The following is a 13,647-nucleotide window of genomic DNA, read 5'->3' as shown; positions in this document are numbered from 1 at the left end:
GCTTTCACGGCTGGCGCCTTGTACGACTAGCGAGGTGGCCCCTCGTCGAGGACCAGGGAACCGGTCCCGGGTTGCCCCGTTGCGTCCACCCACGTCACTGCGACGGTGTCGCCGGGGCGGCGCGAGCTCATCGCCGCGTTGAGATCAGCGGACGACGCGATCCGGCTGCCACCGAACTCGGTGATGACCGCACCTTTGATCAGCCCCACCCGCTCGGCCGGCGAATCGAAGCTCACGGCAACAACTTCCGCGCCGGCCGGCATCTCCGCGTGATCCTTCACCGCGACACCGAGCACGGGCGTCGGTCCCACACGCACGGTTTCGGAGGAGCGGCCACTGAGTACCTGCTCGACGATCGGCAGCGCGGTGTCGATCGGTATCGCGTAGGACTGAGGCGCCGGCGAGGTTTCGGTGCGGTCGGTGACGGCGTTGCCCGCGCTGCTGACGCCGATCAGCTCGCCAACGGCATTGACCAGGGGGCCACCGGAATCGCCAGGCCGGATGTCCGCGTCCACCTCGATGAGGCCCTTCAACTGGTTTCGCGATCCGTCGGACACGTTGCGGGTGTTGACGGTGACACCGAGGTTGGTGATGACGCCGGGAGCTGGGACGGGTACTCCGCCGCCTTCCGCATTTCCGATTGCGGTGACGGCATCCCCACGAGTGGCTTCTGCTGATTTGCCGACCACAGCCACCGGCAGATCCGTGGCGCCCGCGAGTCGAAGGACGGCAAGGTCGCTGACGCTGTCGTACCCGAGGATCTCGGCGTCGTAGATCAGTCCGTTGGACATGCTGACGGCAGTGACGTCCGAGGCTCCGCTGATGACGTGGTGATTCGTGAGCACAACTCCGTCAGGGGAGAGCACGATCCCGGTTCCGGCGGTGGTGGTGAATCCGGCCGGCGCGGTGATGGTGACGATGGTGGGGACCACCTGGGCCGAGAGCTCCTCCGGGGTGAGCGGAACAACCGGCGCCGGTGGGGTGGTGGTGATGACTGTGACGGGGGCGGACTCGATCGTGCCCGGAGTCAGAGGCGGTGCGACCAGTGCGAGGGCGCCGAGTCCGGCTGCGAGAACGGCGGCCGTCCACAGACCGCGTCTGCCCGCACGTGTGGTCATCCAGCCGTCCGTCCCGCCGGTCGTCATCCCATCGAGTGTGAAAGGTGAAGATTACCGATTCGGCGAATCTTCGGCCACAAAACCGGGCAACAGACCGTCCGCGCGGAGCGTCGCCAGGGACGGTGCGGCGGCGTCCTTTGCGGAGAGCTCGTAGGTCAGGGGGTCGCCATTACGGTCCGTCTTCGGCCATTCGATCGCGAGTTCAGGATCGAAGGGATCGAGGTCGCGGTCCAGGTTGGGGGAGTATTCGATGCTGCACAGGTACATCACTGTCGATCCGTCTTCGAGTGAAAGGATCGCGTGGCCGAGGCCTTCCGCCAGGAACACCGCTCGTCGATCGACGTCGTCGATCACCACCGCATCCCACTCGCCGAAGGTCGGTGATCCGACCCGTAGGTCTACGACAACGTCGAGGAAGGCACCTTTCACGCAGGTGATGTATTTCGCCTGTCCGGGCGGATTGTCCGTGAAGTGGATCCCGCGGAGGCTGCCGGCTTCGGAAACGGAGCAGTTGGCCTGGGCCAGGTCGAGTGTGCGGCCGGTCGCGGCGGTGAAGGTAGAGCTTTTGAACCATTCGAGAAAGACGCCGCGGTGGTCGCCGAACTGCTTCGGCGTAATCTCCCACGCTCCAGCGATCTTCAGTGGACGAATTTCCACGTCACCATTCCTTGCCGTGCTCGATCAGTTCAAGTAGGTAGTCGCCGTACCCGGATTTGCCCAATGCTTCTGCCTGAGTGCGCAATTGGTCGGAGTCGATGAATCCCTGACGCCACGCGACCTCTTCGGGTGAACCGATCTTGAGACCCTGGCGGTGTTCGATGGTCCGCACGTAGTTTGCAGCCTCGAGCAGGGAATCGGGTGTTCCGGTGTCGAGCCACGCCGTTCCGCGGGGGAGGACGTCGACGGTGAGTTTGCCTGCTTCGAGATAGCGCTGATTGATGTCGCTGATTTCGTATTCGCCACGCGCAGAGGGCTTCAGCGTGCGTGCGATGTCGACGACGTCGCTGTCGTAGAAGTAGAGGCCAGGGACTGCGTAATTGGATTTCGGTGACGTCGGTTTTTCCTCGATGGACACTGCTCGACCCGAGTCGTCGAATTCGACAACGCCATAGGCGGTCGGATTCGATACCCAGTAAGCGAACACGGCGCCACCGTCGATATCGGAGAAACGCCTGAGTTGAGTTCCGAGACCGGGGCCGTAGAAGATGTTGTCGCCGAGGACAAGAGCCACGGATTCCGATCCGATGTGATCCGCGCCGAGTGTGAATGCCGTTGCGAGGCCGTTGGGTTCGTGCTGGATCGCGTACGTGAGATTCACACCGAATTGTGAGCCGTCGCCGAGAACTCGTCGGAATTGCTCGGCGTCGTGTGGAGTCGTGATGATCAAGATGTCGCGAATGTCCGCGAGCATGAGAGTGGAGAGCGGGTAATAGATCATCGGCTTGTCGTAGACAGGCAAGAGTTGCTTGCTCACTCCGAGGGTGATCGGGTGCAACCGCGACCCGGTGCCACCGGCCAGAATGATTCCGCGCATGCGTGCAGTGTCCTGCACTCCTGCCCGCCGATGCAAACGGGACATGGCGAATTCTGCCGCTAAAGTGGGAGTTCGTTCGATGAACCTGAGGAGATGAAGTGCGACTACTGGTCACCGGGGGTGCCGGCTTCATCGGTGCCAATTTCGTTCATCAGACGGTGTCGACGCGTCCCGACGCGGAAGTCACGGTTCTCGACGCTCTGACCTACGCCGGAAATCGCGAGTCCCTGGCGTCCGTCGAGGACCGGATCACGTTTGTTCACGGCAACGTGGCCGACGAGCCGCTGGTCGACGATCTTGTCTCGCGCTCCGACGCAGTCGTGCACTTCGCCGCCGAAAGCCACAACGACAATTCCCTCGCCGACCCCGAACCGTTTCTGCGCACCAACGTCATGGGCACTTTCTCGCTCCTGCAGGCAGTGCGTTCACACGGGGTCCGTTATCACCACATTTCCACCGACGAGGTGTACGGCGACCTCGAACTGGATGATCCGGCGAAGTTCACGGAGACGACACCGTACAACCCGTCGAGTCCGTACTCGGCGTCCAAGGCGTCGAGTGATCTGTTCGTGCGTGCCTGGGTGCGCTCGTTCGGGATCGCGGCCACCATCTCCAACTGCTCCAACAATTACGGCCCGTACCAGCATGTGGAGAAGTTCATCCCACGCCAGATCACCAATCTGCTCGACGGGGTGCGTCCGCGGTTGTACGGGGAAGGTCGCAACGTCCGCGACTGGATTCACGTCGAAGACCACAACCGCGCCGTCTGGGACATCCTGGACCGCGGAAAGTCCGGCGAGACTTATCTGATCGGCGCCGACGGTGAAACCGACAACCGGACGGTGATTGCGGCTCTGCTCGAAATTTTCGGACGCAAGCCGGACGATTTCGACTTCGTCACCGACCGCCCTGGTCACGATCTGCGGTATGCGATCGACTCGACGCGACTGCAGCAGGAGCTTGGGTGGAAGCCGCAGTACCGCGATTTCCGAAGCGGACTGGAAGCCACCGTCGAGTGGTATCGCGACAACGAGCAGTGGTGGCGTCCGCAGAAGGCCGGCGTCGAGACGCAGTATTCCGCGTCCGAGAAAGTGGTCTGACCGAACGTCAGGCTTTGGTGGGGTCCGGCACCCGCGAGCGCTCGTGCACGAGTGCATTGCGCAGGCCCCGTGATCCCGACAACGCAGCCACGACGCCGGCAAAGACCTCACAGAGGGTGAACAGCAGCCTCGACGCCAGTGCGAGGCCGAGCGCGACGCCGGCATCCATGAACGGTGAAAGCGCTGCGACGATGACGGCTTCGCGGACACCGATTCCGGACGGGACGACAAAGACGAGGACCCCCGCGCACATACCGAGGGCGAGAGCGCCGATGCACTGGACGAGCCCACGGATTTCGAAGCCCGCCGAACTGGACGCGAGCAACCACAACTGGATGCCGTAGAGCACCCAGCTTGCTGCGCACCAGCCCAAAGCGAGCGCAATCTTGTGCATCGTGAGCGGCTTGTGCAGCGGCGTGCGGCGGAGCAGTTTCAGCGCGAGGTTCACCAGGCGTGTGAGCACCGGCGGGTAGGCGCAGACCAATGCGATCGGTACGAGGATGATCACGCCGACCGCTGCCGCCGTGCTGACCTCGAACAGGGCAGGTAGACCGAAGAGGCCGACGACCAGCGCCGAAGTTGTGCTCAACCCCACCGTGACCAGCACTGCGACAAACCCTGCGGCACGGGACACACCGGCGCGCCTGACGAGTTCCGTTTGCAGAACGAAGGCCCAGACACTGCCGGGAAGGTACTTGCCGAGTTGGCCGACCAGATAAGCGCGAGCGGCGTCGAAGGCCGGGATCGGTTGTTCGAGGGCGCCGAGTGCGTGCTGCCAGGCCCGCACTGCGGCACCCATACCGAGGAAGATGAACACCGACGAGGCGGCAAGCGTCCACCAGTTCAGCTCGGTGATCGTGTTCTTGACCTCGGACCATTGGGACTTCACCGCGAAGATGATCGCGACGACGATCGCGAGGGTGACGAGCACCTTGAACCCGTTGACGAGAAGGCCGCGCAGAGCGTTCGGCTGTGCGGCCGGTTCGACGTCTTCGACCGGTTGTTCAGATTCGGGAGAGGTACTCACGCGCCTGCATCCCGCCCGTTCGTCATTTCGCAGACGATACCAACCAGGATTTGTCTCGCTAAACCACGAGCGGTTTGTCGGCGCGTTCCCGCCACCAGGTGAAGGCTTCCGAGAGTGAGTCCGGAATGGCCGGTGACGTGCCGAAGCTGCCGGCGGCGTAGAGGTCTTCGATTGCGGAAATATCCGCGTCCGAGATACCTGATCGGCTCATTCCGATCCGGTTGACACCGTTCAACGACACCGGGTTGCCGAATGCCTTCGAGAAGGGTGGAACGTCCTTGACCACGACGGTTCCCATCCCGATCATGGATCCGGAGCCGATGATGCGGCGTTGGTGCGCGACAGTGTGCATGCCTAGGTTGACGCTGTTTCCGACGCTGACGTGCCCGGCAAGCGTCGTGCCGGATGACACGACGCATCGGTCACCGATCTGCACGTCGTGCTCGATTCCCACTCTGTTCATCACGAAGCAGTCTTCGCCGATCTCGGTGCGGCGTTCGCTGCCCTGATGGACGGTGCTCAATTCGCGAATCGTCGTTCGAGCACCGATTCGAATTCCCAGACCGGCGCTGACCGACCAGGATGTCGGGTGTAGCGCGCCGAGGATCTCGGGGGGAGCTCCCAAGACCGCTCCCGCGCCGATCCAGCACTCGTCGCCGATCTCGAGTGGGCCGGTCAGCACGGCGTTCGGTCCGACCGTGACCCCTGCCCCGATCAGTACGTCGGCGCCGATGACGGCGGTCGGATGGATGTGGCAGTCGGCTCGTTCAGACATGCGGGTTCCGGAATCCTCTCGAAGTATCGAATCGTGTTTCGATACGCTTCCTGGGTTGTCGGGGTATTTCGTTCCGACGACGGTCGGATGAATCTATCGGAGGTAACTCAGTGATCGCGATATCCAGTATCTCGTTCGGGGAAGAAGTCGAGCGCGAGGTGCTGGACACTCTGCGATCGGGGATCGTCGCGCAGGGACCCAAGGTGAAGCGGCTCGAGGACGAGTTCGCGGCGCTGGTCGGGACGCGACACGCGGTGGCGGTGAACAACGGCACGACGGCGTTGATCGCGGCTCTGCAGGTCCAGGATCTTCAGCCAGGTGACGAGGTTCTGACCACGCCGTTCACGTTCGTGGCCACGCTCAACGCGATCCTCGAGGCAGGCGCGACGGCGAGGTTCGCCGATATCTCCGAGGCCGATTTCAATATCGACCCGGCGGTCGCTGCCGATCGAATCGGGGACCGCACGAAGGTTCTGATGCCGGTTCATCTGTACGGACAGTCGGCGGACATGGGCGCATTGATGCCGCTGGCATCGAAAAACGGTCTGACTGTCGTCGAGGACGCCGCTCAGGCCCACGGAGCGACGTACGACGGGCGAGGCGCCGGCAGTTTCGGTGTGGGTTGCTTCTCGTTCTATGCAACGAAGAACCTCACGACCGCCGAGGGCGGAATGATCACGACCGACGACGACGCGATCGCCGATCGACTTCGGGTCCTGCGCAACCAGGGCATGCGGGCGCGCTACCAGTACGAGATGGTCGGCCAGAACTACCGGATGACTGACCTCCAGGCGAGCTTGGCTCTGCCCCAGATGGCGACGTACATGCAGCAGGTCGAGGCGCGCCGCCGGAATGCGGAGGCCTTGCGTGTCGGCCTGAAGGACGTCGAAGGACTGATCCTGCCGAGCGAACTGTCCGGTCGTGGACATGTCTGGCATCAGTTCACCTTGCTGCTGGCCGAAGGCGCACCGATCACTCGCGACCAGTTGAGTGAGCGTCTGGCCGCGAAGGACATCGGTAGCGGCATCTACTACCCGAAGGCCGTCTACGACTACGAGTGCTACCGCGAGCATCCGCGCGTCGTCATCGACGAGACGCCGGTGGCCACTTCGGTGGCGTCGCGGTGCCTGAGCATCCCCGTCCACGCTGCGTTGTCCGCCGGCGACGTCGATCAGATCGTTGCCGCGGTACGCGGCGCCATGGAGGCCTGAAAAATGACTGCTAGCAAGCCACGTATCGCTCTTGTCGGATCCGGTCAGATGGGCTCGCTGCATGCGCGGGTCATCGCGCAGTCGGCGCTGTGCGAGTTGGATCTGCTGATCGAGCCGCGCGAGGAGCAGGGCAAAGCTGTTGCTGCGCGGTTCGATACGCGTTGGGCTGCAGATTTCGACTCGCTCGACGGTATCGACGCCGTCGTGATCGCCGCTGCTACGCCGGCGCACTACGAGTTGGCCGGGCGGGTTCTCGATCTGGGTAAGCCTGTCCTGGTGGAGAAGCCGTTGGCTGCGACGTACGAGCAGAGCGTCGACCTGGTCGATCGTTCACGCGCGTCCGGTGTTCCCCTGATGTGTGGACTGCTCGAACGGTTCAATCCCGCTGTCCGCACCGCCCGCGAGTTCTCCGGCGATGTGTGGCAGGTGAACGGTATCCGTCACTCGCCGTTCGTTTCCCGCATTCCGACGGGTGTCGCGACGGACCTGCTGATTCACGATATCGACCTTGCCATCGGATTTGCCGGCTCGGAACCCAGTTTGGCAAAAGGGGAGTTCGGCTACTTCCACCCGACGTCCGTGCAGAACCGGTCGGAAGATTGCGCCGACGCCGTATTGCGCTTCGGATCAGGTGCTGTTGCAACGATTTCCGCGAGCCGGATCAGTCAGCGCAAGATTCGCCAGCTGTCGTTGCTCGAGGCCGATCGACTCATCGAGATCGATCTCTTGCGTCGCGACATCACGATCTACCGGCACATCGACGACAACATGCCTACCGATCGGGACGGCTACCAGCAGCAGACGGTCATCGAAATTCCGACGATCCGCTACAGCGAGGAACCGCTTGCCGCGCAGCTGACGCATTTCCTCGGATTGGTGCAGGGCACCGGTGACGCAGACGGTGAGCGAGCGTCGATTCTGCCCGCTCACCGCGCGGTTCACGAGGTGACGGAATCTGCGTTGGCTGCAGCGTTGTCGTCCTGACCGCTGCGTCGGCGTCGGAAGGCCCACGCTCCTTGAGACAGTGCCAGGAGCAGTCCGACGCCGGCGACAGTCCACCCGAAAGTACTTCCGGGCGGACTGAATTCGATGGTGAGGGTAGATCCGGATTCGGCGCTCGGCGGTAGATCGACCTGCAACAACCCGCCGGGGCTGGCCTTCGTCTCGACCGTCTGACCATCTACGGTCGCGCTCCAACCCGGCCAGGCCAGCAGGGCGAATGTGACCGTGCCTGATCCGGTGTATTCGACGGTTTCCCTGGTGTCCGTAGCGGCGGCATCGCCACGCACGTCGAGACCAGGCGTCGTTGCCGATACGCGACCGTCGGGCCACTGATGCTCGGTGGTGCGATGGCCGACCGTGACCACCCGATCCGGCGATACGGTCCACTCGCCCTCGGGTAGGGCGTCGAGGGCGCGTTTTCCGCCGTACGGTCCGGAATTCTGAACGACGACCGTGTCGACTCGCATCGCGTCGAGCCAGGACACACCCGTTCCCGGCGATTCAGCGAGCAGTCGGTCGACGCCGTCCGGACACTGGACGCCGCCGTAGTAGTTCAAGCACAGTGCTTGAACGAAATCGTTGTAGCTGATTCCGGCGTAGCTGTTGACGGCATTGACTCCGGCAGGCTGCCAGGCGCTGCCGAACAGGAGGTCACCCCACTGCCCGGTTTCGTTGTCCGGCGGGATGTTGACGGGATCGGCAATCGCGAAAGTGGTTCCCTGGTAACGGTCCTCGAACTTGGACTCCAGGAATGCCACCTGCCTGGGGAACTTCCACGGTGTCACGTTGTAGTTTCCGGTGAACCAGAAATTGGTCTGAGCACTGAGCACGACGACGATGCCGACAGCGAGTGCACCGGCGAGGTAGCGGGGCTTTCGGTAGGCCACGACCAACGCGAAGACGGTGAGAACCACGGTGATTATCAGTGATGCCGAGTGAATACCGATGTCTTCCGGGACATTCGACCAGGCAAGATAGAACTGAAGTGCCAACAATCCCGCGGTGATGATTGATCTTGCCCGGATTCGATCACGATGCAGTCCGGCAGAGAGGGCGACCGCCGTGACCACGATTGCGGGCAGTTGACCGTACTCGAGCAGTCGCGCGGGCCAACGGAACAGCCACAGATTCGACGGTCCGAGAAGTAGTACGACGTAGATTCCGCCGAATACGAACAGCGAGACGCTGTGGCGGCCCAACTTCTTCAGTGACTTCCATTGAATCCACGGTGCGAGCGGTATGAGGAACCAGGCCAGGTACACCAGTGGAATCGTCATGGCAGGCGAAGCGAAAGCGGTGACGTACGGCTGGTTCGACGGGCCGGAGAGGTTGAGCAGGTCACCGAGATCGGGTCGAAGCGAACCGTCGTTCGCGATTCCGGACTGAGTACGCACCGACACGCCGGTGGTGAAGAGCAATGGTAGATACACGATCAGCGACATCATGATGATCGCTGCCGCGCTGATCATCAGTGATTTGATGCTGCCTGCGCGTTTGATTGCGATGCATTCCGCTATGACAGCGAGGTAGACGACCGCGACACCGACAGCGCCGTACGGGTTTCCGGTGGTCATCGCAAGATAGCCGAAAACGATCGGTACCAGGGGGTTCACTCGGCCGAGGGCGCTGGCGCGGGTAGACCACCAGACGTGGGGGATCCAGGCGAAGGCGATCAGCCCGGACGCCCAACTGGAGGCGTCGAAATAGAGCGTGTATCCGGCGAACGGCATGGCAAATCCGGCGATGAAAGCCATCGACCGATTGGCGCCGTACTGGCGGGCCACCAGATAAACGCCTACCGCGAGAATCGCCATGAATTGCATCTTGACCAGGGTGATTCCGATTCCCAGGTTCGGAATGAGTGCAATGGCAACCGAATCCAGAAGGATCACGGGATTGTATGTCCCGTAAAGGGCTTCGGCTGTGACATTGCCGCCGGCCCACAATTCGGGAATGAGCGTCGGCCATGACCCGGACAGGATTCGCTCGCCGATCGTGTGCCAACCAGGCGTGAAAGCTGCTGCGCTGTCGTCCCAGTAGTAGAACCACCGATTGGAGATCAGTGGGATGGCGGCGACGATCGACACCAGAGCGGCGAGAAGAATTGGCGGCACCACGCGTTGTGCGAGCGGTAAGTCAGATTTCACGATGTGCTTTCGTCTTCGAGTCGATGGCTGTTGTTCGGAGCCTGGGTCGTGCTCTTTTTCTCGGAGCCTGGGCTGCGCCTTGTTTCTCGGAGCGTAGTATTCCGACGAGTTCGAACTGCAGTCGGGGAAGTAAGGAGATCGGGACGTGGCGACATCGCGAACGGAACCCGTTCGTGGGGAACCAGCTACGCCGGAACTCTCGGTGATCATCCCCGCATACAACTCAGGCGAGGTGCTGGAGTCGACGGTGCGTCAATTCGCCGACTACTTCACCAACCGCCCCGCCGAGAGCGCCGGTCAGGTCGAGATCATCGTCGTGGAGAACGGTTCGACGGACAACACTGCCGACGTGTGTGCTGCTCTGGCAGCTTCCTGGTCTTGGCCTGGAGTGACCTTCCTGCCGATGAGCAGCGACAAAGGGATGGGCGCAGCGCTTCGCGCCGGGACGCTTGCTTCTCGTGGACGACGCGTGTTGCTCACCGCGGACGACCTTCCGTTCGGTTTCGGTGACATCGAAGGCGCCGACCGCGTGATGGCGGATCGAGGGTCCGTCCCGCCGGTGGTCATCGGTTCGAAGGCTCATTCGGAATCAGAGGTGGAACGTGGCTTGCTGCGTTCGGTGATGACGGGTGGATTCGCGACGCTGCGACGGGTGGTGCTGGGTACCCGCACGGGCGATCCCCAGGGAACTTTCATCGTCGACGGTGTCTTGCTGCGTCGAATCGCACCCTCGTTGACCGAGCGTGGCTTCCTTTTCACCACCGAACTGGACTACGCGCTCGAATTGGCCGGAGTACGCCCGGTCGAGGTCCCGATCCGACTCAGCGACGATCATCTGGCGCATGCGAGCCGTATCTCGCCCAAGGACGTGATCCAGATGGCGAAGGGTTTGTTGTCGCTTCGTCGGCGAAAGACCGAGCTGCGGGCGGCCGCTGCAGTGAGTGATCGCTAGGAGTAATCGCGGGTAGACCTGGTGTGTCTCGGTGCCCGGGGCGCCGAGGTGCGGATTCGCGATACCCTGCGGGGCGTGGATACCGTGAACACGACCGATGACCAGTCCGATTCCGGAGTCGAGTTGATCGAACGCAGCGCGACGTCGGATCGACTGCTGGCGCAGCGGACGTTGTTCACCGGAACTTCGCCCGTCGCCAGTGACGAACTGTATGCGGTGACCAAGGTCGGTATGTCGACGCGATCGCGGTTCGAGTTGCGGCTTCAGCCGGGCGCGGTCGCGCACACCAATACCTTCTTCGGTCGTTTTCCGGCCAGCTACTGGCAGCGCTGGACCAATGTCACCGAGGTCACCGTCACTGCACATGTCGTCGCCGATACCGCTTGCCGCATCCAGATCCAGGCCTCGGACATCGGTGGCCACCGACGTATCGTGACGAACGTCGTCGTGACCGGCGACGAGCGAGTGTCCATGACCGCCCCGCTCGATACTTTCGTCGACGGCGGGGCACTGTGGCTGCAGTTCGAAGCGCAGGGTGGCGGCGCAGTGGTCGACGATGTGGAATGGACCGTCGTCTCGCCGGAGTCGATTCGCCCGGTAGCCGTGGCGATCTGCACGTTCAATCGTGCGGACGACTGTGCGCGCACGGTCGAGGCCCTCGCGTCCGACGAGCGTGTACTCGCGTTGCTCGACGCTCTGTACGTCGTCGATCAGGGAACGGATCCGGTAGAGAGCCGTGAGCTGTTCCAGGAAGTGTCGAAGAAGTTCGGTTCGCGGTTGCAATATCTGCGGCAGGCGAATCTGGGTGGTGCCGGCGGATTCACCCGGGGCCTGTACGAGGCTTCGGCGGCCGGGCCGCACGCCGACGTGATCTTGATGGACGACGACATTCTGTGCGAACCCGAATCGGTTCTTCGACTGAGTGCGTTCGCGAACATGACGACGGAGCCGGCGTTGATCGGTGCCCAGATGCTCTTCCTGTTCAACCCCGACTACCTGCTGGCTTCAGGTGAACGCGTCGATCTGGGCACGCTTCAGCGTGGTGTACCGACCGATGAGCACGGTGTTCGCAACCGGAGTGTGCTCGAGAAGCTGCCGGAACGTCGCGTGGACGCCGAATACAACGGCTGGTGGTCTTGCCTGATCCCTGCTGAAGCCATCGAGCGGATCGGCTTGCCACTGCCGGTCTTCTTCCAGTGGGACGACGTCGAGTACAGCTTGCGGGCTGGGCGGGCCGGGATTCCCACCATCACGTTGCCGTCGGCTGCTGTCTGGCACGCGGACTTCTATTGGAAGGACGTCGACGGTTTTGCGCACTACTTCAGTACGCGCAACGGACTGATCACCGCTGCGCTTGACCCAGGGTTTGCACCCAAAACCCTCGCGAAGCAGCTCTCCCGCGACATTTCGCATTCGATCGTGGGTTTGCAGTACGGCCTTGCACATACGCAACTCCGGGCGATCGAGGGATTTCTCGAGGGGCCGGCAGGTTTGGCGGACGGTGGGCAGAAGGCGCTTGCCGCGATCAACCAGGAACGTAAGCGCTTCCCCGAGACGGTAACTCGCCCGGCCTCCGAGCTGCCGGGGAGGCTGCCGATCCGTCGTGTTGCGCCGAGCCCGAAACCCGGTTTGTGGACAGACCTCGTTTTGGCGAAACGCGCTGTGATGCAGGCACGCAATCACCTCGAGCGGGGTCCGGTGGCGATCTCGTACGAAGACGCGCAGTGGTGGCACGTCGGACGTTTCGATCACGTCTTCGTCACCGATGCTTCGCAGGGAGGCGTGCGTGAACGCCGCTTCGACAGCGAGAAGGCCGCCGAGATGAGCGGTCGCCTCGCCGGCGTCATGAAGCGGTTCCTCGCCGAAGCGCCAAGTGTGGCTGAAGCATTCGCTCGCGAGTTCCCGCAGCTCACCAGCCGCGAGAACTGGGCTCGACTGTACGAGAAGTGAGCCTCAACGCACTATCTTGGCGATGACCTGCTCGTTGTCGACGGTGTACCCGAGATATTCGAACGAGATGCCGGTGCGTGTGACGAACTCCGTCCACGCCCGGTACTCGTGCTGCTGCCACCCGGGATAGTTGAAGAACTCGTCGAAGACGACGATCGACCCGGGGACCAGTCGGTCGCCGAGGAGATCGAGCACGGTCTTGGTGGACGAGTAAAGGTCGGCGTCGAGGTGCAGGAACGCAACGGGGCCGGATTCGTCGTTCAGGAACGAGGGCAAGGTGTCCTCGAAGAGGCCCGGAACAAGTTGCGCTCCAGGCACTTCGGGGATGGATTCCTGTGCGAACTCGCCGACCGGGAACCCGGTGCGCCAGGTCTCCGGAAGGCCGGAGAACACGTCGAAACCTGCGACGGTCCCCTCGCGTTCGGTGAAAGCCTCCGCGACGATCCTGAGTGTGGTTCCGCTGGCGACGCCGAATTCGAGTGCCATGCCGGGTATTTCGATCAGGCCCAATGCGTGGCGCAGCGTGTCGTGCGGGTGGCCGAATGTCTCCGCGACTCGAAGGTGCTCGAGGATGAACTCGGCCGTCGACGCCGTCGCTTCCAGGTCCACGGCGTAGGCCAGATCCCGACGCTGACGAAATTCCAGCTCGTCGATCCTGGACCGGAGGCCCGCGATGTCACCGCGGGCCTCGGCCAGTTCGTCACGTGAGAGAGCCAGCGCGTCGAGGATCTGTTGCGTGCGGTCTGCGTTGCGCCGGTCGGCGGCCTCGACCACCTCGGATACCGCACGCTGAAGCTTGGTCCTGGCGCTGGAACGGAACTGCTCGAACAT

The 13,647-nt window shown here is 62.8% G+C and carries 12 protein-coding genes; 5 read left to right on the top strand and 7 right to left on the bottom strand.

Annotated features, from left to right (window positions below; genetic code table 11):
• Positions 1-26 precede the first annotated feature (26 nt).
• The 3 genes from H7C86_RS18255 to rfbA are packed head-to-tail and all read right to left on the bottom strand — an operon-like array spanning position 27 to position 2,652.
• On the bottom strand, positions 27-1,118 hold the full coding sequence (locus H7C86_RS18255) for a S1C family serine protease (RefSeq protein ID WP_182261972.1): 1,092 nt from the start codon (positions 1,116-1,118) through the stop codon (positions 27-29).
• 51 nt (positions 1,119-1,169) lie between these two features.
• Positions 1,170-1,775 carry a dTDP-4-dehydrorhamnose 3,5-epimerase family protein gene (locus H7C86_RS18250; protein WP_020968128.1) on the bottom strand — a complete coding sequence of 202 codons (606 nt, stop codon included), beginning with the start codon at positions 1,773-1,775 and terminating at the stop codon, positions 1,170-1,172.
• Position 1,776: 1 nt separating this feature from the next.
• Positions 1,777-2,652, bottom strand: a complete 876-nt coding sequence (gene rfbA, locus H7C86_RS18245) for a glucose-1-phosphate thymidylyltransferase RfbA (protein WP_029537391.1) — start codon at positions 2,650-2,652, stop codon at positions 1,777-1,779.
• 98 nt (positions 2,653-2,750) lie between these two features.
• On the opposite strand from rfbA, the gene rfbB reads away from it, so the two are divergent.
• On the top strand, positions 2,751-3,752 hold the full coding sequence (gene rfbB, locus H7C86_RS18240) for a dTDP-glucose 4,6-dehydratase (protein WP_151531479.1): 1,002 nt from the start codon (positions 2,751-2,753) through the stop codon (positions 3,750-3,752).
• Between the two features lie 7 nt (positions 3,753-3,759).
• Here the strand turns inward: rfbB and H7C86_RS18235 are convergent, their stop codons facing one another.
• Positions 3,760-4,713 (bottom strand): lysylphosphatidylglycerol synthase transmembrane domain-containing protein, encoded by a 954-nt coding sequence (locus H7C86_RS18235; RefSeq protein WP_153211149.1) that lies wholly within the window; start codon positions 4,711-4,713, stop codon positions 3,760-3,762.
• A gap of 124 nt (positions 4,714-4,837) precedes the next feature.
• Entirely contained in the window at positions 4,838-5,554 is a 717-nt protein-coding gene (locus H7C86_RS18230) for a DapH/DapD/GlmU-related protein (RefSeq protein WP_042950322.1), read from the bottom strand.
• A 110-nt stretch (positions 5,555-5,664) separates the two neighbouring features.
• Between H7C86_RS18230 and H7C86_RS18225 the strand changes: the two genes are divergently transcribed.
• Positions 5,665-6,765, top strand: a complete 1,101-nt coding sequence (locus H7C86_RS18225) for a DegT/DnrJ/EryC1/StrS aminotransferase family protein (RefSeq protein WP_182261971.1) — start codon at positions 5,665-5,667, stop codon at positions 6,763-6,765.
• A gap of 3 nt (positions 6,766-6,768) precedes the next feature.
• Positions 6,769-7,749, top strand: coding sequence for a Gfo/Idh/MocA family protein (locus H7C86_RS18220; protein WP_019746438.1), 981 nt, complete (start codon positions 6,769-6,771; stop codon positions 7,747-7,749).
• Here the strand turns inward: H7C86_RS18220 and H7C86_RS18215 are convergent.
• Positions 7,704-9,914, bottom strand: a complete 2,211-nt coding sequence (locus H7C86_RS18215; protein ID WP_182261970.1) for a hypothetical protein — start codon at positions 9,912-9,914, stop codon at positions 7,704-7,706. The genes H7C86_RS18220 and H7C86_RS18215 overlap by 46 nt on opposite strands.
• A 145-nt stretch (positions 9,915-10,059) precedes the next feature.
• On the opposite strand from H7C86_RS18215, the gene H7C86_RS18210 reads away from it, so the two are divergent.
• Together H7C86_RS18210 and H7C86_RS18205 are read left to right on the top strand one after the other, a co-directional pair.
• The gene (locus H7C86_RS18210; protein WP_084324974.1) at positions 10,060-10,866 is read left to right on the top strand and encodes a glycosyltransferase; all 807 of its coding nucleotides are present in this window, start codon (positions 10,060-10,062) and stop codon (positions 10,864-10,866) included.
• Positions 10,867-10,941: 75 nt separating this feature from the next.
• The gene (locus H7C86_RS18205) at positions 10,942-12,816 is read left to right on the top strand and encodes a glycosyltransferase (protein WP_037249282.1); all 1,875 of its coding nucleotides are present in this window, start codon (positions 10,942-10,944) and stop codon (positions 12,814-12,816) included.
• Between the two features lie 3 nt (positions 12,817-12,819).
• Here the strand turns inward: H7C86_RS18205 and H7C86_RS18200 are convergent, their stop codons facing one another.
• On the bottom strand, positions 12,820-13,647 hold the full coding sequence (locus tag H7C86_RS18200) for a TylF/MycF/NovP-related O-methyltransferase (RefSeq protein WP_019746442.1): 828 nt from the start codon (positions 13,645-13,647) through the stop codon (positions 12,820-12,822).

Origin of the sequence: Rhodococcus sp. UFZ-B548 (assembly GCF_903819475.1) — a bacterium.
Classification (GTDB): Bacteria; Actinomycetota; Actinomycetes; order Mycobacteriales; family Mycobacteriaceae; genus Rhodococcus_F; species Rhodococcus_F erythropolis.
This window is presented reverse-complemented; position numbering and strand designations above follow the sequence as displayed.

Bases quoted from the DNA above. Each gene is read 5' to 3' on its own strand.
- H7C86_RS18220 (WP_019746438.1), top strand. From the start codon at position 6,769: ATGACTGCTAGCAAGCCACGTATCGCTCTTGTCGGATCCGGTCAGATG.
- H7C86_RS18230 (WP_042950322.1), bottom strand. From the start codon at position 5,554: ATGTCTGAACGAGCCGACTGCCACATCCATCCGACCGCCGTCATCGGC.
- rfbA (WP_029537391.1), bottom strand. From the start codon at position 2,652: ATGCGCGGAATCATTCTGGCCGGTGGCACCGGGTCGCGGTTGCACCCG.
- H7C86_RS18255 (WP_182261972.1), bottom strand. From the start codon at position 1,118: ATGACCACACGTGCGGGCAGACGCGGTCTGTGGACGGCCGCCGTTCTC.
- H7C86_RS18200 (WP_019746442.1), bottom strand. From the start codon at position 13,647: ATGTTCGAGCAGTTCCGTTCCAGCGCCAGGACCAAGCTTCAGCGTGCG.